Annotated in this window: 16 protein-coding genes; 6 read left to right on the forward strand and 10 right to left on the reverse strand. The window is 66.3% G+C overall.

Annotation, left to right across the window (positions count from 1 at the left end; genetic code table 11):
- Window positions 1-257 precede the first annotated feature (257 nt).
- The 5 genes from ACTWPT_RS32395 to ACTWPT_RS32415 form a co-directional block, all read right to left on the reverse strand.
- Window positions 258-2,489, reverse strand: a complete 2,232-nt coding sequence (locus ACTWPT_RS32395) for a hypothetical protein (RefSeq protein WP_443181300.1) — start codon at window positions 2,487-2,489, stop codon at window positions 258-260.
- 477 nt (window positions 2,490-2,966) lie between these two features.
- Window positions 2,967-4,193, reverse strand: a complete 1,227-nt coding sequence (locus tag ACTWPT_RS32400; RefSeq protein ID WP_443181301.1) for an IS30 family transposase — start codon at window positions 4,191-4,193, stop codon at window positions 2,967-2,969.
- A 609-nt stretch (window positions 4,194-4,802) separates the two neighbouring features.
- Complete coding sequence (locus tag ACTWPT_RS32405; RefSeq protein WP_443181302.1) at window positions 4,803-5,831, reverse strand: MFS transporter; 1,029 nt, start codon at window positions 5,829-5,831, stop codon at window positions 4,803-4,805.
- 371 nt (window positions 5,832-6,202) lie between these two features.
- A complete protein-coding gene (locus ACTWPT_RS32410; protein ID WP_443181303.1) occupies window positions 6,203-10,471 on the reverse strand; it encodes a rhamnogalacturonan lyase family protein in 4,269 nt (1,422 codons plus the stop codon).
- A gap of 292 nt (window positions 10,472-10,763) precedes the next feature.
- On the reverse strand, window positions 10,764-11,171 hold the full coding sequence (locus tag ACTWPT_RS32415) for a MerR family transcriptional regulator (RefSeq protein ID WP_443181304.1): 408 nt from the start codon (window positions 11,169-11,171) through the stop codon (window positions 10,764-10,766).
- 50 nt (window positions 11,172-11,221) lie between these two features.
- Between ACTWPT_RS32415 and ACTWPT_RS32420 the strand changes: the two genes are divergently transcribed.
- The 4 genes from ACTWPT_RS32420 (at window position 11,222) to ACTWPT_RS32435 (ending at window position 13,844) form a co-directional block, all read left to right on the forward strand.
- Window positions 11,222-12,151: an NAD(P)-dependent oxidoreductase gene (locus ACTWPT_RS32420; protein ID WP_443181305.1), complete on the forward strand. Its 930-nt coding sequence runs from the start codon at window positions 11,222-11,224 to the stop codon at window positions 12,149-12,151.
- Complete coding sequence (locus ACTWPT_RS32425; protein ID WP_443181306.1) at window positions 12,148-12,579, forward strand: PPOX class F420-dependent oxidoreductase; 432 nt, start codon at window positions 12,148-12,150, stop codon at window positions 12,577-12,579. Before ACTWPT_RS32420 ends, ACTWPT_RS32425 begins: the two co-directional genes overlap by 4 nt.
- Before the next feature lie 171 nt (window positions 12,580-12,750).
- Window positions 12,751-13,149, forward strand: a complete 399-nt coding sequence (locus ACTWPT_RS32430) for a hypothetical protein (protein ID WP_443181307.1) — start codon at window positions 12,751-12,753, stop codon at window positions 13,147-13,149.
- A gap of 65 nt (window positions 13,150-13,214) precedes the next feature.
- Window positions 13,215-13,844: a GNAT family N-acetyltransferase gene (locus ACTWPT_RS32435; protein ID WP_443181308.1), complete on the forward strand. Its 630-nt coding sequence runs from the start codon at window positions 13,215-13,217 to the stop codon at window positions 13,842-13,844.
- Window positions 13,845-13,890: 46 nt separating this feature from the next.
- Here the strand turns inward: ACTWPT_RS32435 and ACTWPT_RS32440 are convergent, their stop codons facing one another.
- Window positions 13,891-14,373, reverse strand: a complete 483-nt coding sequence (locus ACTWPT_RS32440; RefSeq protein ID WP_443181309.1) for a GNAT family N-acetyltransferase — start codon at window positions 14,371-14,373, stop codon at window positions 13,891-13,893.
- A 30-nt stretch (window positions 14,374-14,403) separates the two neighbouring features.
- Here ACTWPT_RS32440 and ACTWPT_RS32445 point away from each other — a divergent pair, with 30 nt between their 5' ends.
- Together ACTWPT_RS32445 and ACTWPT_RS32450 are read left to right on the forward strand one after the other, a co-directional pair.
- Complete coding sequence (locus ACTWPT_RS32445) at window positions 14,404-14,709, forward strand: Cpe/LpqF family protein (protein WP_443181310.1); 306 nt, start codon at window positions 14,404-14,406, stop codon at window positions 14,707-14,709.
- Complete coding sequence (locus tag ACTWPT_RS32450; RefSeq protein WP_443181311.1) at window positions 14,706-15,245, forward strand: ATP-binding protein; 540 nt, start codon at window positions 14,706-14,708, stop codon at window positions 15,243-15,245. Before ACTWPT_RS32445 ends, ACTWPT_RS32450 begins: the two co-directional genes overlap by 4 nt.
- Window positions 15,246-15,255: 10 nt before the next feature.
- On the opposite strand, the gene ACTWPT_RS32455 is transcribed toward ACTWPT_RS32450, so the two are convergent.
- The 4 genes from ACTWPT_RS32455 to ACTWPT_RS32470 form a co-directional block, all read right to left on the reverse strand.
- A complete protein-coding gene (locus ACTWPT_RS32455) occupies window positions 15,256-16,653 on the reverse strand; it encodes an MFS transporter (protein ID WP_443181312.1) in 1,398 nt (465 codons plus the stop codon).
- Between the two features lie 4 nt (window positions 16,654-16,657).
- Window positions 16,658-18,010: a DNA-3-methyladenine glycosylase 2 family protein gene (locus tag ACTWPT_RS32460; protein ID WP_443181313.1), complete on the reverse strand. Its 1,353-nt coding sequence runs from the start codon at window positions 18,008-18,010 to the stop codon at window positions 16,658-16,660.
- Between the two features lie 175 nt (window positions 18,011-18,185).
- On the reverse strand, window positions 18,186-18,623 hold the full coding sequence (locus ACTWPT_RS32465) for a GbsR/MarR family transcriptional regulator (protein ID WP_443181314.1): 438 nt from the start codon (window positions 18,621-18,623) through the stop codon (window positions 18,186-18,188).
- Between the two features lie 9 nt (window positions 18,624-18,632).
- Window positions 18,633-19,256: an FMN-binding negative transcriptional regulator gene (locus tag ACTWPT_RS32470; RefSeq protein ID WP_443181315.1), complete on the reverse strand. Its 624-nt coding sequence runs from the start codon at window positions 19,254-19,256 to the stop codon at window positions 18,633-18,635.
- Between the last annotated feature and the right edge of the window lie 8 nt (window positions 19,257-19,264).

Here is a 19,264-nt window from a genome sequence, read left to right on the forward strand (position 1 = left end):
GGCCGGTGGCGAACCCTCCAGCACATCACCGTCAGCCCCAGCCGAATCGGCGACATCGCCCGCGCAGCGCTTGTCCTCACCCATTTCGAGCACGACTACCTACCGGCAATTGGCTGAGATCACGTCAGTGCAGTTCCTGGATACTGCTGGAACACGGTCCCCGGCGGTACCGGCGCCCCCTGGTGTTTCAGCACTTGCGCATGGTGGCCCTGCGGTTTTGGCCTCTCGGCCGATCAATCCCACGTTGCGGCGGACGTTTAGGTTAGGTATCCCGGAACGTGTAGTCCCCAGCTGTGCCGAAAATCATCGATCAGTCGTGCGGCGAGTTCGGGGTTGACTCCAAACGCTAGGCGTGCCGAGGCCATGTAGTTGAAAGTAGCAGGGTAGGCTTCATCATCTGTAGCCATGGCAACGTTATGGTTGGCGAGCTTTTGGTCGAAAACATCACTTACCGTTAAGCAGAAATATATGTATGTCGCTAGTTCTTTCCGAAGAGCCTGCGCCGTTTCTGCTTCGTCCTCGGTGCTGGAACTTAGTTCGTCGAGTAGGTCTTCTATCGGCACGGCAGATCTGATGTCGTGAGCCAGGCGATGAAGCTGCCGTAGTAGTGCAGTCGCATCCCTGGCGGCAGGATTTGTGAGTGCCGCTACAGTTTTGCCATAAATTTCGTTCCTGGCGATTCGCTCCGAGATTTCGGCTAGTGACGACTTCTCGCTTCCGATCCGGATAACTTGCCGAGCTACCCGAATTAGATCGCGTGCTAGGCCGCCAGATAGTACGTGACACAGGGCTACATACGGTTCGGTTAACCCTATAACGCGTTCGTAGAGAAGTCGGCGAGACTCAGCGTACGTAAGCGGTGCGACTCGGATGATCTCATCAAAGGCGCTATCGAAAACATCTCTCAATGGAAAACCTCGGCGCTCGAAGGCCATAAGAGCATCATCCGACACCGATACGAGGAAGTATACGTTGGGTACTCCAAAGACGCTCTTGATTTCATTGAGAAATCTCTCAACCTGCTCGCCGGAGCCTATCTTATCTAGCTCATCGACGCCGATGAAAAGCTGGTCATCCGTCTGGCGAAGATGACGGCCTACGGTCTCTGTGAAGGCACGGAACTCTCGGACGAGTTCGGGATAGGTGTACGGCTGCTCTGCGCTTGCGTAACCGTGTGATGCTTGCACCTCTAGCCCTATACCGAGCTTGAGGCCTCCACTCCACCCCGATGTGCGTGTCTGGAGATAGCGAATACGCTTTAAGTTGCGCTTCGCACGTGAGCGAAGCCGTCGCTCCGCACGGAAGGATAATTCGCGTACCAGGATGTTGCGCACGTCGCGATATGTGGTCCAGGTCACGACAGAGAGTCCGAGTGTGATGGCTGCTAATGATAGAAATGGTGACAAGTTGGCGTAGAATCCGACAAGCAGCAGCACTACCGTCCAGAGCAGCTTGAACGTAAAGACGCCAAGGCCGTAGATCGTGTCAGCGACTAGCCATAGCAGGCGTTTACTCCACGTGATTTGACGCTTCCATGCTGTCTGTCGCCGTTTCCAACTGCGTCTCGGATGGCGGAAGCGCGAATGGACTGCCCGGCATAAGGCTGCAAATAGATAAAGAACAAACTCGCGGGCTACGTAATCGACCGGTGCAGATACGAGGCAGCTCACGTCGCTTGGATAACTGTGGCTCCCGACTCGGCAATAGGCGCGTATTAGGGCGGACTTGCCTGCGCCGCGCTGTCCCGCGATCCCGATGCTTCCGCCTTGTAGCATCTCGACAAGTTCGTCAACCCGCTCATATGCTGACGTAGATACATAATATTCAGTTCCATGTAGGTCGCTCAGTCCAGGGCTTGAGGTGACGGCGAACTGTTGCGTAAGTCGATCCTCGCGCGCCTCATTTATGGCGAGGCGTAGCAGCCGGATAATGAGTCCACTCGTCTGCACTCTGCTGATGAGGGTGGCGCGTGTCTTCTTCAAGACCGCAGCAGCATCGTGATCGTATATTTTTAGAAGCGCACTTACGCCGCGCTCGCGAGAAAGCACGGTCTTTGTGCCCGTCGCTAGGCCAGCCAAGAGTAATGCCATAAGTCCCAGATCGCGGACGGAGCTGAAGAAGGTAAGCCAAATGCTAAGAAATCCTCCGAGCATTATCATGAGGAATCCTGTCGCGCTGGCCCATTTGGCAACTCGCTGCAGAAGTCCCGTGCGCATATCTTGTGAGGCTCGGTCGATGAATTCCTGCACTGTGGTGTTGAACTGATTAAGTGCCCTTTTGTAGGCGCGATAGCCCTGAACTTCGTTGATGGGAAGATCTAGGAGCATGCTGAAAGAAATGGTTTTTAGTCGTTGTTGGTTAATGGCGAGATCTTTGGATGCCGACTGAATTTCGTCTGTAAAAAGCTCTGCCAGTACGAGCCTCTCCAGCGATCTTCTTAGGCGGGTGTCACGAGAGAGCCAATGAGCTGGAGCGTTCGATTCGGGCACGGGTGCCTCACGGCTTAATTCGAGTTTGGGATGACCGTAGCTGAGGTCAGCGAGTCAGCAATAGGCTCGCACATGCCAATCAGGTACTCGATGTCTTTCGGACAAAGGTACATAGACATACCTCTAGCGCCATGGCCAATCTGGCCGATCTGGTCGCTTAGCTCGCAGTCGAGAGGTCGTTCACCCTTGGGCTGCTCGACATCGGCAGGACGCAGGAGCGTTGCGGGACGTGCTGATGAAGGAGGCGGTGTCTCAGATGAGTGACGTTCTGCGTGACAACGGCCGCAGATCAAGATGGACGTCAGCGAACGTTGGCGGCCCGTCGTCGCAGGCGGCAGTCTTTCCGCTCCCGAGACGAGACAGTGTTCGAGTTGCCTGATAAGGAAGAGGTCCCAGGTTCAAGTCCTGGTAGCCCCACCCAGCTAGAAGCCCCGTCAGGATGATGGCGAATTCCAGGGGTCGTCGCAACACGCATGATCAATTAGTGGTTGCGAGCAGCATAGCGAGTCGCTCGGCTGGGGTTTCCCAGTCGAGCGTCTTTCTGGGTCTGGCGTTCAATTCAGCAGCGACGGCGTCGAGCTGGTCGCGGGTGTGGACCGACAGGTCCGTTCCCTTGGGGAAGTACTGGCGCAGCAGGCCGTTCGTGTTCTCGTTGGAGCCGCGCTGCCACGGGCTGGCCGGGTCGCAGAAGTAGACCGGCATGTCAGCGGCGACGGAGAACTCGTGGTGGCGGCCCATCTCGCTGCCCTGGTCCCAGGTCAGGGAGCGCTTGAGATGGGTCGGCAGCGTCGCGACCGTGTCTAGCAGGGCGTCGCGCATGCGCTCGGCGCTGCGGTCGATCGGCAGGTGGACGAGCATCACGTAGCGCGTGGTGCGCTCGACCAGGGTGCCGATGGCCGAGCTGCCGTTCTTGCCGATGATGCAGTCGCCTTCCCAGTGGCCGGGCACGGCCCGGTCATCGGCCTCGGCCGGTCGCTCGCTGAGCATGACCATGGGCGCGCTGTAGCGGGGCTGACGCTGCTGGGCCAGGCGGCGCGGCTTGCGCATCGTGCGGCCGGTGCGCAGTGCCCGGATCAGCTCGCGACGCAGTTCGCCGCGGCCTTGGACGTAGAGCGCCTGGTAGATGGTCTCGTGACACACATGCATCGCCGCCCGCTCGGGGAAGGTCCTGCGCAGGCTCTGGACGATCTGCTCGGGACTCCAGCGCTGGTGCAGGTGGTCTTGAATGTATGCCCGTAACTCCGGGTTCTGGCCGATCTTGCTGGGCTTGGGGCGGGGCCGGCGCGCGTCGGCGCGGGCCTGGGCCGCGTGCGGGCGGTACTGGCCGCCTGTGGGGTGGCGGTTGCGGCGGATCTCCCGGCTGATGGTCGAGGGCGCACGGCCGAGCTCGCGCGCGATCTCCCGGATCGACGCCTTCTCCCGCACCCGGTCGGCGATGTGGATCCGCTCGTCTTCTCGCAGGTAGCGGGACGCGTCAGAAGGGGGCACCGTCGGTCGTCTGACCGGCGGTGCCCCCTTCTTCTTCGCCTTGTTCGGCGCCGAGCCGTTCCGCCACCGCTTCCCGGTCCGCCGGTTGATCCCGACGATCCGGCACGCCTCCTGGCTGCTGAACCCTTGATCCATAAGGCGGAAGTATGCCTCCCGCTCTCGGGTTAGCTTCTTCCGCCCCTGAGGCGTCCGAATCTCGCGGATCTCGAACTCCATCGCACTCCCCAAGCTGGGGTGTTGCGACGACCGCTAGAACGGAAGGATCCGGACGGGGCTTTGACGGCAGTAGAGACGGCAACGCTACCCGTCCCCGAAGAGCTCTCCCAAGATTCTTCCGATGGCATCCCTGTGTGCTTCCTGATCTCCGTGCGTGTAGATCTCCATCGTGACGGCAATGCGCGCGTGTGGCTGAGGTGAGCCCGATCTTCCCGCCCGCCACGTCCAGGCAGGAGAGAATGTGCTTGATCGCACCAGCAACCGGAGCGTGAACGTGCCGACCTTGCCCCCGAAGCCTTCCAACGCCATACGGCTCACCGTTAGCGCCGTCCACAATGAGACAACATTGATCTTCGAACCATGGGGGACTGAACTCGTCATTCCTCTTGGCACGCATGTGATCGTCGAGCTTCACGAGAGCGTGAGGGACCCTGTTGAGAGGACACCTCTCGATCTCGTTGAGGTCTCACATGTAGATAACGGGATCATCTTTGCGTGTAACGATCCGCATCCTAGGGTGTGGAGCGCGTCAGGCGACGAGATCCCGCTGAAAGGATCGTGACGGCAGTGGAGACGGCAACGTCCCCGAACTTCGCCCGTTGATTCCGGTCAAAAGCCGCCGAAGATCACCCGGGCATAGCCGTACCGGTTCACCAGACGGGGTGTGAGGATGGGTGCCAGCACGGCGTCGCAGCCCATCACGATCAGGGCGATCGCGGTCTGCAGCGGGGACCAGCCGCGCAACTCCTGCAGGTATAGCGTGACGATGAACTGGAAGCCGAAGAACGCACCCAGGAAGAGCAGCGCGCCGACGTTGGCCCGCACCATCGCGGCCTTGCGGAAGATCCCCAGCCGGACGAGCGGCGCCTTGGCACGCAGTTCGATCACGATGAAGGCCGCCACGAGCGCCAGCCCGGAGGCGAGCGCGCCGAGGGTCAGCCCGAGCCCTTCACCGCGATGCTCGATCCGGACGATGCCATAGGCGAGCAGCAGCATCGCGGCGGCGGCGCTGGCCGCGCCGGCCAGGTCGTAGCCGCGCTGCGCGGGCTCGGGGCGGGCCTCGGCGGGCAGCAGCTTGAGCGCCGCGAGCAGGATGGCGCCGGCCAGGAATACGGGGGCGAAGAACACCCAGCGCCAGCCGAGTTCGGTCAGCAGCCCACCGATGACGAGGCCCAGCGAGAAGCCGCCGGCGCCGACGCCGGCGAAGACCAGCAGGGCCTTGTTGCGCTGTGGCCCCTCCGGATAAGAGGTAGTGATGATCGACATAGCCGCGGGGGTCATGAAGGCCGCCGCCACGCCGGTGACGAAGCGGGCTAAGACCAGCATCCAGCCGTCGGTCGCGAAGCCGCCCAGCATGGAGAAAACCAGAAAGACGCCGAGCCAGGTCAGGAACATCCGCCGCCTGCCCAGCAGGTCGGCGGCCCGGCCGCCGAGCAGGGTGAAGCCGGCGTAACCGAGCACGTAGCCGCTCATCACCCACGCGGCGGTACCGGTAGTCAGGCCCAGGTCGGCGCGGATGGCGGGGACGGCGACGGCCAGCATGGCGACGTCGCTGCCCTCAAGAAAGATCGTGCCGCACAGCACGAGCAGCAGGACCCAGTTCCGTCCGCTCATGCGGGCCGCGTGGGTGGTGGGCACTGATGCGCTCCTCTCCGGTTGAGTCGCTTGCACGTCGCCGGAAGGGACTGACCATGGAAAGCTTAAAGCTCACCCGGGTGCCGGTCGCCAAGACCGCGATGCTCCTCCGCGGAGGTGTCCGGGGCCACTGTCAACCCGGACCTCACGACCCAGTTCTGGTTCACCAAAGGCAGTGGCCGGCTTGAGGTCGGCAGGCCGGTGCAGTGGGTCTGGGGGACGTACGACGTGGAATGGACGTTCGTCGAAGTCACCGAGTCGGATTCACCGGCGATGGCGATGACGGATCAGGTACGTCGCCGACTCGAGGGGAGGACCTCCGTGTGGTGCGGAACCTGGGTCCGGCACCACGGCGGAGGTCCTCCGGGTACGGGCTAGCGCGCCCGCGTGTAGATGATGCGCGGGGCCTCCGGGGCGGCCATGCCGTTCCCGATGAAGAAGCCCGCCTGCGGGGGCTGGTTGTAGCCGACGTTCTGCCACGCCACTGAGAGCCGGTAGACCGGGTCGTGCATCAGCGTGGGGATTCTCAGGTCGGTCACGTCGACGGTCGTGTAGAGGCGCAGCTTGGTGCTGTCCTGGGACCGCCAGATGATCTCCTCCCGCCAGTCCCCGACCAGGTCGGCCTGAAGCGTCGGCGTCCCCTTGGTGGAGTTGTTCGAGTAGGTGCCCTCCGCGCGGAGGATCTCCTTGCTCGTCGTGCCGTCCCACTTGGAGATCGTGCCCACGCCGACGCCCTTGGCCTGGTCGTAGGTGTGGTCGACGATCTCGCGCAGCGGGTCGCCGTCCCACCAGGCGAGGAAGTTCGCAGCCGGGATCGACTGCCCGAGCAGTTCGCCGGAGGCGGAGCGTAGCTCACCCTGCCTGGAGTTCCATTCGCCCGTCGCGGTGACCGCCCACGCCTCGGCGCCCGGGTGCTTGGGGTCGATGTCGGCGGAGGCGGCGCGGCCGGTGTCCTTCGTGGCCGGCATCGACCACAGCACCTCGCCCGTGTCGGCGTCCCTGAAGGTGGCGCCGCGGCTGCCGCTGGAGCCCATGTCCTCGTGGGCTGCGAACACCTCGTACCCGGGCCGGCTCGGGTCCAGGTCGGTGACGTGCAGCGCGTCGCCGTGACCCAGGCGGGTGCTGTACAGGCCCTCGCCGTCGTCGTCGACGGCCATCGAGCCGAACACGATCTCGTCCTTCTGGTCGCCGTCGAGGTCCAGGACGGACAGGTTGTGGTTGCCCTGTCCCGCGAAGGCGCCGTTGCCGGGGGTGTTGGAGTCGAAGACCCACCGCTGCTTCAGGTCCTTGCCGTCGAAGTCGTAGGCGGCCAGGACGGTGCGCGTGTAATAACCGCGGCTGAAGACGACCGACGGGTGCTCGCCATCGAGGTAGGCGACGGCCGCGAGGAAGCGGTCCACGCGGTTGCCGTACGCGTCGCCCCACGCCGCCACGTCGCCGCGCGGGGGAGTGTAGTCGACGGTGTCGATCGCCTTGCCGGTGTCCCCTTCGAAGACCGTCAGGTACTCGGGACCCGACAGCACGTACCCGCTGGAGTTGCGGTAGTCCCGGCTGGGGTTGCCCAGGACGGTGCCCGTGGCGTCGACGGTGCCGTCGGCGGTCTTCATGACCACCTCCGACGTGCCGTCGCCGTCGAGGTCGTAGACCATCAGCTGGGTGTAGTGGGCTCCCGCGCGGATGTTCTTGCCGAGCGAGATGCGCCACTTCCGCTTGCCCGCCATCGTGTACGCGTCCACGTAGACGAGCCCGGTGTAGCCGGCCTGGGAGTTGTCCTTGGCGTTGCTCGGGTTCCAGACGAGGACCAGCTCGAGCTCGCCGTCGCCGTCCAGGTCGCCGACCGAGGCGTCGCCCGCGCTGTAGGTGTGGGGCTGGCCGTCCTTGGTGTAGTCGTCGGCCGGCTTGTCCAGCGGGATCTCCGCGTACGGCTGGCTCCACACGCCGAACTCGGCCGTCGGGTCGCCGCCCACGGGGACCACCCGATAGACGGATTGTGCTGTTCCCTCAGGGTCGAGGTGGTTCGTGGCGCCGGTGATGTCCTTGATCTTCTTTCCGTCGCGCCAGATCTCGAACGCCTGGCCGGCGTCGTCCAGCCCGAGCAGCCGCCAGCCGAGGTAGACCCCCGAGCCGGTGGCGACGGCGACCGGCGCCCGGTTCAGGCGCTCCATCTGCCGCTTCAGCTTGGCGGCCGCCCGCGAGGCGGTCGACGGCGAGGGCTCGGAGGCGCCGCCCCTGTTGACGGCCACGATCCGGTAGTGGAAGGGGACCGTCGTGAGGACCTTGTCGTCGGTGAACGACGGGTCCTGCGTGCTCCCGATCAGCTTGTACGGCCCCTCCTCCTTCTCGGCCCGCTGGACCCGGTACAGCAGCGCGCCCTCGACCCCGGTCCAGCGCAGTTCCACGCTGTCCTTCTCGACCTGGCCCAGGCGGGGCGCCTGCGGCACGGCCGGCGGCGTCACCGAGTCGTCCACAGTGGCGACCTTGACCGCGGCCGAGGGCACCGACTCGTCTCCGGCTGGGTCGAGAGCGGTCACTGTGTAGTCGTAGCGGGAGCCGATCTGAGCGGTCGTGTCGGTGTAGGAGGTGTCCGTCACCTTGCCGAGCAGGGTGGGCTTCGCGTCGCCCTCCTCGGCCCGGAAGACCCGGTAGCCGGCCGCCCCGTCCGTCGCGGTCCAGGTCAACGGGACGCTGGCGGTGATCCCTTCGAAGGAGACCGTTCCGGCAGCCAGGCCCTCGGGGGCCGTCAGGATCGGGGTGATCTCCAGGCCGTTGAGGTGGGCGGTGGTGCCCGACACCACGACGTTCAGCTGCCCGTCGGTGACCTTGATCCCGGAGATGGCGGTCGTGGCGACGCTTCTGCTGCCGGAGACGGCGACGGCGGTGCCGCCCTCCGCGGAGATGTTCGTTCGCGCGGTGCCCAGCAGGTCGCCCACGTACGCCTTCAGGCCGTACAGGCCGTTCGGCACGTCCACCTTGAACTCGTAGGAGCCGCCGAAATAGGCCACGAAGTCCCTGCCGAGGTCGTCCAGCGCGCTGCCGCGGTCCCGGTCGATCATGTTCGCGGAGCTGGTGAGGCCGAAGCCCTTCTCAGGGGTGTAGATCGTCGCCCGCGTGACCTGGGTGTACCCGGCGGCGACCGGCCCGGTGGCGGGACCGAAGTCGTACTTGTACAGGGCGCGCTTGGTGGTGATCGTCACGGGGTCGGACGGCTCGGAGTCGCCGCGCCCGTTCACCGCCACCACGCGGAACTCGTAGGTCTTGCCCTCTGCCAGGCCCGAGACCGAGGCCTGCGGGATCGCCGAGGTCGTTGCCAGGGCGCCGTCGCGGAGCACCTTGTAGACGTCGGCGGACTCGGTGGCGTCCCACTTCAGCACGGCGCCCGCGTTAGAGATGCCGCCCGCCACCAGTCCGGTGGGCTTGGCGGGGACGGCGGCGGGCGGCTCGATCTCCCGCACCAGCCCCGACAGCGGCAGTCCCAGCGCCTTCACGCCGCCCGCGACCAGGCGAGCCATCTGGATGGCACCGTACTCCTGGAAGTGGGTGTTGTCCGTGGCGCCGTTCGGCCAGGCGCCGTAGACGCCCGCGGGGACGTGCAGGAACACCGACTTGGCGGCCTCCGGCCCGATGCCGTCCAGGTATTCCCTGCTCAGGGTGGACAGGTCGACCAGGGCGACGTTCTCCTCCTGGGCCAGCTCCTTCATCTTCGCCACGTAATCCGGGAAGGAGACGTTGAACTTGCCGGTCGTGGCGTTGTAGTCGAGCCGGGAGACGGGCGTGACCAGGATCGGGGTCGCGCCCCGCTGCTTGGCGCCGTTGACGTAGACCTTCAGGTACTCCTTGTAGTCCGCGGGGGAGGCGTACCTGTCGGGGATGCCGACCGTCGCGTCGTTGTGCCCGAACTGGACGAAGAAGTAGTCGCCGGGCCTGATGGCGCGCAGGACCGTGTCGAGGCGGCCCTGGGTGATGAAGTTCTTGGAGCTGCGGCCGCCGATGGCGTGGTTGTCGAAGGCGACGCCGGTGGTGAAGAACTGCTCGATCATCTGGCCCCACCCGGCCTCGGGCGCCCAGTACGGGTCATAGGTCTGGACGGTCGAGTCGCCCGCGATGTAGGCCGTCGGGATCGTGCCGGGGGTGCGGTCGGCCTGCCGCGTGATCGCCAGCGAGTTGATTTTGGGGGCGGTCCCGGAGAAGACGAAGTCCATCTTCCCGTCCACCAGGGCGATGCCGAAGGACATCTCCAGGTACTGGCCGGCCGCCTTGGCGGTCTGCTGCACCTTGGTCATCGACTCGACCGTGATGGCGAGGTCGGACGCCTCAGTGGCGTCACCGGCGATGAGCGAGACGGTGTAGTCGCCGTTGGGCAGGTCGACGCTGAAGGTGGCGCCACCGGTGGCGACGAAGTCGGATCGGAGCGCGTCGCCCGTGGCTCGGTCGGCCGAGGTCAGACCTGAGGTGTCGGCGAAGCCGTATCCCTGGGCGGAGCTGTAGCCGGTGGTCTCGGTGACGCGTGTGTAGCCCTGCTGAAGAGCGCTGTCGGAGGTGCCGAAGTCGAAGGCACGGTCAGCCTCCCCGGCCTGGGCCTGGGCCTGGGTCGGTGTTAACGTTAACAAGCCCAGCATGAGGGCAATGGCCGCGGTCTTGCGCATGGGGCGTCCATTCGGGGTGGTGCTTTGGGGGGAAAGGGGGTTTCGGCGCTATTGAATCGTTTTAATCGAAGGTCCGAAACCAAGTGTGATCGGAAACTCACACCGATGTCAACGGGGAAGTGACTCCGTCGCTGATGTCCGCGCACGAGGTGTCATCTCCAGGGCTTCTCGCCGCTGGCCCGCATCGGCCCACGCCTCGTGGGCGGCTACCGCGCCAGCACGATTTGAGCCCTTGTACCCGGTAGAGGTCCAGGCCCGTTACGCAGCTTCCGACGTGTCCGCCGGAGCGGGATCACGCTGGTGTCGACTCCAGCGTGGGGGAGTCGCATCGCTGATAGTGCTGGGACACACGCTGTTCTGTGGCGTCGATGTAGTCGTGGAGGGCCTGGCGGGAGCGGATGAGCGTGTCGATGTGCTCGTCCAGCCCGTGCAGGCGTGCCCGGAGGGCGTCCAGGAGCTCGGGGCAGGGCTCGAGCTCGGGGGCGGCGCCGGTGGCGCAGGGCAGCATGAACCCGATTTCCTGGGTCGACAGTCCGGCTTCGAGAAGCCTCCTGATCTGAGTCACGGTCAGGACGGCATCGTCGGCGTATTCGCGGTAGCCATTGGCGCCGCGCCTCGGCTCGAGCAAGCCCTGCGCCTCGTAGTAACGCAGCTGATGTGCATGGACTCCGGTCAGCCGGCTGAGCTCCCCGATCAGCATGCTCGCTCCCCCTTGACCTTCATACCGGTGTGAACGTTCAAGATTCTGCCATGACCACCAACCCATCCAGGGGGCACATGATGCAGAGTCGCGATACCGGCAACACTCCCGTGACGGTCATAGGGCTGGGCCTGATGGGCCAGGCGCTGGCTGGAGCGTTCCTGCGCGACGGGCACCCCACGACCGTGTGGAACCGCACGGCGGCGAAGGCCGAACAACTCGTCGCGCAGGGCGCGAGGCTCGCCGGGTCGGTCGGCGACGCCGTCTCGGCCAGCCCGCTCGTGGTCGTCTGCGTCTCGGATTACGACGCCGTGCACACGCTCCTCGATCCGCTGGGCGAGGTCCTCGACGGTCGGGTCCTGGTGAACCTGACGTCGGGCACGTCGCAGGTGGCTCGTGAGCGTGCCGAGTGGGCGGAGCGGCGGGGCAGCGCCTACCTCGACGGCGCGATCATGGCGATCCCTCAGGGCATCGGCACGGCGGACGCCGCCATCCTCTACAGCGGGTCGCAGTCGGCCTTCGACCGGTACGAGCCGGCCCTGAGGCGCCTGGGTGCGGGAACGACGTACCTCGGCGGCGACCCCGGCCTGGCGTCGCTGTACGAGGTGGCCGTGCTGAGCCTGATGTGGAACATTCTGAACGGCTTCCTGCAGGGTGCCGCCTTGCTGGGCGCGGCGGGTGTGGACGCCGCGACGTTCGCTCCCATCGCGAAGGCCGGGATCGGGACCGTGGCCGACTGGCTGTCCGGCTACGCGCAGCAGATCGACGACGGCACGTACCCGGCCCTTGATTCCACCATCGACACTCACCTGGCCGCCATGGAGCACGTCATCCACGAGAGCGAGTTCCTCGGTGTCAATGTCGAGCTTCCGAGGTTCGTCAAGGCCCTGACCGACCGGGCGGTAGCCGATGGGCATGGCGGCAACGGCTACGCGGCGATGATCGAGCTGTTCCGCAAGCCTTCAGAGGTGCGCTCATGATCGCCGCACCGTTCAACCCACAGACGCTGCTCGCGGAAAGCCGGCTCGGTGTCCTCGCCACGATCAAGTCGGACGGCCGCCCGCAGCTTTCCCCCGTCATGCCCTTCTACGACCAGGACGCCGGTGTCATCTACGTGTCGATGAACGAGGGAGCAGCCAAGACGGCGAACCTGCGCCGGGACCCGCGAGCCGCACTGGAGGTCACCAGCCCCGACGGCTGGGCGTGGGCCACCGCCGAGGGCACGGCGATACTCACCGGGCCGGGAACCGATCCTTACGGTCCCGAGGTCGAGGCACTGGTGGACTACTACCGCATCGCCGCTGGGGAGCACCCGAATTGGGACGAGTATCGGTCGGTGATGGTGTCCGACCGTAGGGTGCTGATGGTGATGAGGGTGGAGCACGTGTACGGCGCCCAGATCCGCTGACAGCGCACCTAAGAGGTGGGGCCGGCCCTTCGTCCGCGGCTTGTTCCGGATGTGTGGGACTGATCACCTCCGATGTGTGGACTCCTGCACAGAGAGCCGCGCGGGATCTCCGTAATGTCCCTGCTGCCGGATCAACCGGCGCACACATCAGAGAACGGGGAGGCACCCATCATGCGTAAGACCCTTGCCGCCGTCACGCTCGCCGGCTCCATGGCCGTCACCGCGCTCGCGCTGACCCCCGCGGCCCAGGCCGCCACCCACAGCGCCAGCACCACCACGGTCAGCTGGGGCAAGTTCTTCTCCAGCGACCACAAGGCCTACACCTTCGGCAAGACGTTCAACCACGGCGGCGCCGTGCACACCACCTGGTACGGCGTCGACAAGGTCGGCGGGAAGAAGGGCTGGGTGTGGTTCGAGTACTACAAGAACGGCTCCTGGCACCGCTTCAACCACTCCTGGGACGGCAAGGCCACCGGCAGCTGGAAGGGCCACGGGATCAAGAAGATCTACACCTTCACCTGCTGGGCCGGCAAGTTCGACAACTGCGGCAAGAAGTACCGCATCTACTAGATTCCTGGCCATCCGCCTGTACGTGCCCGGCGTGCAGTACCAACTGACTGTCCTACCGTCGGTGGATGATCCGTTTGCACGACATTCTCGCCGATGCTGCCAGAGGGCACCTGCCCCAGCCAGGAGCGGGTCCCACCATCGTTCCGCAGCCATCCCGTCGTGACGCGGGAGTGATCGCCTTTACCGCTCACAACGTCATCTTCGCCGACCTCGACCAGGCGTGGATCAGCTCCCGGCTTCCCGTTGGGGACCTTTCGGCCCCGCTCAACCCACCGTTCCTCAGGGAATTGGAAGCGCGCATGGAGCGCAGGGTGAACAACATCGACATGCTGGCCATGGCCAGCCCCCGCGCCGGCCGTCCGCCGATCGATCTGGTTGAAGTCATGGACGATGCTCATCCTCGTGTCCAGCGTGCGCGCCGGTATCGCGACGAGGTGCGTGTCTGGAACTGCCCGGGAGGGGTTCTGATCATCGGGCGTGGCGTTGCCGGTCGGTGGGAGGTCGCGATCGAAGTCGATCCGGCCAGCCAGGGACGCGGCCTGGGCCGGGCCCTTGCCGGTGCGGCGAGGCAGCTCACCGGGCATCCGCTCTGGGCTCAGATCGCTCCGGGCAACGCGGCGAGCGTCCGGGCGTTTCTCGCGGCCGGGTACGTCCCGATCGGGGCAGAAGCACTCCTTGTCCCAGTTTCTCCCTGATCGCCGAACTCTGGAGGCTCAGGCTGCCCGAGGCCCTACACGGGTTTCATGCGGTCCATTCCCAGCGGACTTCGCCGTAGTGCCATCGCTCAGTAGGCCGCAGGCCGGCTGAGGTGGCGACGGCAGCGGACGCCGCATGGTCGGGGTGGATGTGCGCGACGATCGTGCCGATCCCCCGTCTCTTGAGCCAGTCGACCAGGGCCTTGGCGGATGCGGTGGCCAGGCCGCGGCCCTGCCATGGTGTCCCGATCACCCAGGCGATTTCGGCGGTTCCGTCGTCGATCGTGGCCTGCACATATCCGACGAGAAGTTCTTCCTCACAGGACCAGACCACCCAGTTGCACCAGCCGGGAGGTCCGGCGATCAACCGCTCGTAGCGAGCGCGTAGTTCCCCAGCGGTGAGTGGGGCGCCCCCGGTGAACGTGTAGAGGCCGGGGTCGGACAGTACGACGGCCATCTCATCGGCGTACTCGGCACGTAGCGGGAGAAGGGTAAGGACCGGGGTCTCGATGGTGTCTATTGGTAGCATTTCCGCCTTGCCGCTTGATCGCTAGGAGTCTTGGGTGCGACTGCCCTCGGCATAACTGGTCTGCTCGTTCTGTTCGCTGTCTTTTTGACGGGATGTGCGGGTGCTGACGGAGCCAACGAGGTTGCTGTCCCGGACAGCCCGGCCGGCGAGCAACTGCAGTGGTACATGGGAGCCGTCAACCGCATACCGATTTCCGGGGATGAGCTTAACGAGCACCTGAGCCAGGATTTCCTCAAGGGTGTGCCGCCGGAGAAGTTCAATGAGCTCGCAGAGAGCCTGGCCGGTCTGAAGCTGAATGAGCTGAGCAGCGCGAAGCCGACTAGAGTCACGACATGATCATTTGGTTGAACGGGACGTTCGGCGCAGGAAAGACCAGCACTGCGAAGGAGCTCGTCCCGCTCGTCCCCGATGCCCGACACTTCGATCCCGAGAAGGTCGGCGAGATGTTGACGACCGTCTCGGACATGCCGAGGCTCGGCGACTTCCAGCACTGGCCGCCCTGGCGCAGGCTCGTCGTGGAGGCGGCCGCGCAGCTGCTCGACTACGTCGGCGGGGTGCTCGTCATGCCGCAGACCGTCCTGATCGAGGACTACTGGAAGGAGATCCGGGGGGGTTTGCGGGATGCGGGGATCCCCGTTCACCACTTCGTGCTGCACACCGACCACGACACGCTGGCGCGCAGGATCATGGGGGACCCGCCGATCTCGCAGTGGCGGATGGATCATCTCCCCGTCTACCGCGAGGCGTTCTCCTGGCTCAGCCGGGAGGGCAAGGTCGTCGACACGACCCACATCCCGCCGGTCGAGGTGGCCAGGAGCATCGCGGCCGTGGTGGGCGGAATGCCACCCCGGTCATCCACAGGGTGTGCGTAGCCGACCTCGTTCAGCCGGACGACGGGTCAGCCTCCCCGGAAGGCCTCTCCGGCGCTGCCTCTATCACGCCGTGAGGCCCGGCGGAGCCGGGGCTGTGCTGCGGAGATGCCTTCGAGATGGCCGGTGCTGGACCGTCGGTCGGATGCCCGGCCGACGCCGTGCATGGGGTGACGGGTGAGAGCTTTATCCACAGAGATCGCGGGTTATCCACAGGTGTGGATTCCGGGGCGCGCGGCTTGTCGCGCAGGAACAGCAGGGCGAAGGCCGGTACGGCGGCCAGGGCCGTCATCAGGGTCACGGCCGCCGGCAGGTCGCCCGCTACCAACAGCGGGGTGACCAGGGCGGCGCCGATGGGCGGGGTGGCCTGCATCATCGTGCGGAAGACGCTGAAGACCCGGCCGCGTTGCGCTGGGGGGACACGCTCCATGCGCAGCGACTGGGCCCACACCGTCATGGGGGCGCTGAACGTACCCATGATCAGGAAGGCTGCGGTCACCGGGATCCAGCTGGGGCTGCCCAGGAGGGCGAGGATGCCGGCGGCCGCGACCAGCTCGACGAGGGCGATCGCGGTCAGTCTGCCGATTCTGGGCCGCCACGCGCCTGCCGCGAATCCGCCCAGCAGTTCCCCCGCAGACAGGGCCGCCATCAGGAGCGACAGGGTGGCGCCGTCGCCAGGGAGGTGCTCCTTTGCCAGCCAGGGAGCCACCACCATGGTCATCGCGCCTTCGGCGATGTTGAACGCCATGAAGGCGACGGTCGTGGCGACGAGGACTTTGTCGCGGAAGACCGGGACGTTCGGGGAAGCCGTGATCTTCCGCGGGCGCAGGGGAGTGCGAACCAGGGTCAGCGCGATGGTGAAGCAGGCGTACGTGGCGGCGTCGAGGGCCAGCATGTTGGCCGGGCCCATGGTGGTCAGGAGCGGGGCGGCCAGGGTGAAGCCGATGATGCCCGACAAGGAGTAGCTCACGGACTCCAGGGCGTTGGCGGCGTCGCGCTGCCCCTCGGTCACCAGGTCGGGGATGGCCGCGGGGACGGCGGCCATGGGGACCATCTTCAGGAGGCCGTAAACCGCCGCGACCAGGAAAGGCAGCCACTCGGGCACGCCGCCGACGGCCGCGGCGATCGGGATCGACGCCACCGCGGCGCCGCGCAGGACGTTGTCGACGATCAGGACCGTCCGCTTGTCGAAGCGGTCGAGCACAAAGCTCGCCGCCAGGCCGCCGATCAGCACGGGGGCGGTGTAGCAGACGGCCAGCACACCGAGCTTCGCGGTGCCGTCCCGCTGGGCGAGCACGAGCCAGGACAGGGCGATGTAGGTCATGCTGTCGCCCATCACGGAGACGGACGCGCCCAACCACAGACGGCGGAAGTCCGGCCTGCTCTTGAGGAGCGGCATATAGGTCGACACGTCCTCAGCTCCGGTCGCGTAGGTGTTGCATCGCGTACGAACGCCACGGGCGCCACCGTTGTGCGTGCGGCTCCGCCGCCGGTCCGAGGCGAGCGGCGGGGTCCACGGGCAGGAAGACATCGGGGTCGGCAAGGGCCCGCATGCGGATCCGCCCCACCGCGTCCGCCGTCACGCCGGGGAGCGTGAGGAGCTCGAGTTCGACCTGGTCGCGGTCGGCTTCGAGGTGTACGGCTCCGGCGGTCAACGCCCGGGCGAGGGCGGCGACCGGGGCCGGCACATCGGCGTCTGTCAGGGCCTCCATGGGTGGGAAGACATAGCGGATGTCCGGATCGGAGCTCACGGGAGTGCCGTGGCGCTGGACGAGGTCGGTGAGCAGGGCCCGGCCCGCGCTGGTCTCCTCGTTCACGATTGCACGAACCGCCATCTCGGCCGCGTCGACGTGGCCGGGCACCCGTCTGCCGGGCGCTGCCACGATCAAGGGAGCCAGGAGCGGGTCGGCACCAAGGTGGTCGTTGATGTCTCGGGGGTCGGCATCCAGGTCCAGGAGGCGGCGGCAGCGCCGTACCGCCGCCGGGAGGTCGCGCAGGGAGTCGAGGCGCAGCTCGCAGGACACGGATGTCTCGCCTGGCCGCAGTGTGACGATGCCGAGGCCGTGCGGGAGGGTGAGGGCCCGCCGGTAGAAGTCATCGCCAGTCTGCTCCAGGCCGGGGATCGCGCGGTCGGCCAGGTATCGGAACAGGTCGGCCAGGTCCAGGGGCGGGCGATAGGCGAGGCGCAGGTGGAGCACCCCACGCGTCCGCCGGGTGGAGGGGCGCAGCGCGGTGGGGGTGGTGCCGTAGACCTTGCGGATCGTGTCGTTGAACTGGCGGATCGTGGAGAAGCCCGCCGCGAAGGCGATCTCGCCGGCCGGCAGGTCCGTGGATTCCAGGAGCGTTCTGGCGTTGGCCGCGCGTTGGGCCCTGGCCAGCGCCTGCGGGCCTGCCCCCAGGTCGGCGAGGAGCTGACGGCGTAGCTGGCGCTCACTGTAGCCGAGCCGGGCCGCGAGTCCGGTGACGCCTTCGCGGTCCACGAGCCCGTCGGCGATCAGCTGCATGGCGCGGCCGGTGACGTCGGCGCGGACGTTCCAGTCGGGGGAGCCGGGGACGGTGTCGGGGCGGCAGCGTCTGCACGCGCGGAAGCCGGCCTCCTGAGCGGCTGCGGCGGAGGGGAAGAAGCGGACGTTTTCCGGCTTGGGCAGGGCAGCTGGGCAACTGGGGCGGCAGTAGATGCCGGTGGTCACGACGGCGACGAAGAAACGGCCGTCGAAGCGGCCGTCCCGGCTCCTGAGCACGGCGTACGCGTCTTCGTGTGCGAGCATGCGCCCTACTTTTCCCGCTCACCGGCCGCTGCCTCTAGTGAGGATCGGACATCAAGCCCGGTAACAGGCGGCCATGGAGATCACCAGTGGTGTCGGAACTGCAGGCAGAGGCCGTCCCCTACGGCGCGCGCGGCGACCGGCGCCCAGCCGGAACCGCCGACGCCGACTCCCTGAGTCAGCGGTCGAGGAATGCGGCGATCGAGGCGCGGGCAGCCCGGATGCGCCTGGTCTGCGCCTCGTCGGTCCAGCCCAGCTCCAGCCCTTCGGCGGCCAGCCCGTCGAACACGGTGAACGCGGCCAGCTTCTGCCTGGCCACCTTGGACCAGGCGTCGTCCTCGATCACGTAGTAGACGTTCCGCTCCCCGGGCTTGCGCACCCTCCGGATGAGCTTGATGGACGTCAGGAGCTGCAAGTTCGTGGTCAGCGACGCGCGGCTCGCGCCGATCGCCGCGGCGATCTCGCCGCCGGTCTGCTCCGGCGGGTCGCACGCCATGAGCCAGCCCAGGATGCGGCCGGTGATGGGCGCGAGTCCCCACTCCTCGGAGACGAACGTCGCCACCCGCTCGACCCAGGCGAGCACCTGCTCACGGTCGGGACCGTCCTGCACACTCACGGTTACCAGTCAACCATTACCCATCCGCCTGAGTTGCTGCTCCCGCGCCCCAGCGTCCCCAGGCAGGTCCCGCTCGGACAGCTCTCCCGCGATCCGCTCGCGGAACTCGACCGGCCGATGATCGTCGAACTTGAACTTGGCCCGCACCCCTACGACCTCCAACCGCAGCCCGCGGATCGCCGACAACATCTTGCGGTACGGTCCCTCCTCGGCGGCCACCACCCCATGCCCGCCGTCCGGCTGGTGATGGGCCAGCTGGCGGCGCAGGATCTCCGCCTTCCCCTCCTTGTCGTCCACGACGTTCGCCGTGCACGTGAGCTGAACGGAGGCGTAATAGCTGGTCGGCACGCCGTTGTCGGGGGAGTCCGAGCGCCACGTCGACGGGATGTAGGCGTAGTCGTCGTGCACGCTCACCACCACCGTCGGGTTCGCCTCCAGAGCGCCCCAGATCGGGTTCGGCCTGGCCAGGTGGAGCACGACCTCGCCGTCGCCGTCGAACAGGAAGTGCGTCGGCACCACCACCGGTGGGCCGCCGTCCACGCCGTTCGCCGCCAGTTGCCCGAAGTCGCGGGTACGCAGCCAGCTCCGCCACTCGTTCCCGTCGCGGGCCGCGTCCCATGGATGAATGAGCACCGGAACCT

Origin of the sequence: Nonomuraea sp. 3N208 (genome assembly GCF_052245935.1) — a bacterium.
Lineage (GTDB): Bacteria > Actinomycetota > Actinomycetes > Streptosporangiales > Streptosporangiaceae > Nonomuraea.

Excerpts from the sequence above, each read along its gene's own strand:
- ACTWPT_RS32400 (WP_443181301.1), bottom strand. The coding sequence starts at position 4,193 with ATGGAGTTCGAGATCCGCGAGATTCGGACGCCTCAGGGGCGGAAGAAG.
- ACTWPT_RS32410 (WP_443181303.1), bottom strand. The coding sequence starts at position 10,471 with ATGCGCAAGACCGCGGCCATTGCCCTCATGCTGGGCTTGTTAACGTTA.
- ACTWPT_RS32415 (WP_443181304.1), bottom strand. The coding sequence starts at position 11,171 with ATGCTGATCGGGGAGCTCAGCCGGCTGACCGGAGTCCATGCACATCAG.
- ACTWPT_RS32420 (WP_443181305.1), top strand. The coding sequence starts at position 11,222 with ATGACCACCAACCCATCCAGGGGGCACATGATGCAGAGTCGCGATACC.
- ACTWPT_RS32425 (WP_443181306.1), top strand. The coding sequence starts at position 12,148 with ATGATCGCCGCACCGTTCAACCCACAGACGCTGCTCGCGGAAAGCCGG.
- ACTWPT_RS32430 (WP_443181307.1), top strand. The coding sequence starts at position 12,751 with ATGCGTAAGACCCTTGCCGCCGTCACGCTCGCCGGCTCCATGGCCGTC.
- ACTWPT_RS32435 (WP_443181308.1), top strand. The coding sequence starts at position 13,215 with ATGATCCGTTTGCACGACATTCTCGCCGATGCTGCCAGAGGGCACCTG.
- ACTWPT_RS32440 (WP_443181309.1), bottom strand. The coding sequence starts at position 14,373 with ATGCTACCAATAGACACCATCGAGACCCCGGTCCTTACCCTTCTCCCG.
- ACTWPT_RS32450 (WP_443181311.1), top strand. The coding sequence starts at position 14,706 with ATGATCATTTGGTTGAACGGGACGTTCGGCGCAGGAAAGACCAGCACT.
- ACTWPT_RS32460 (WP_443181313.1), bottom strand. The coding sequence starts at position 18,010 with ATGCTCGCACACGAAGACGCGTACGCCGTGCTCAGGAGCCGGGACGGC.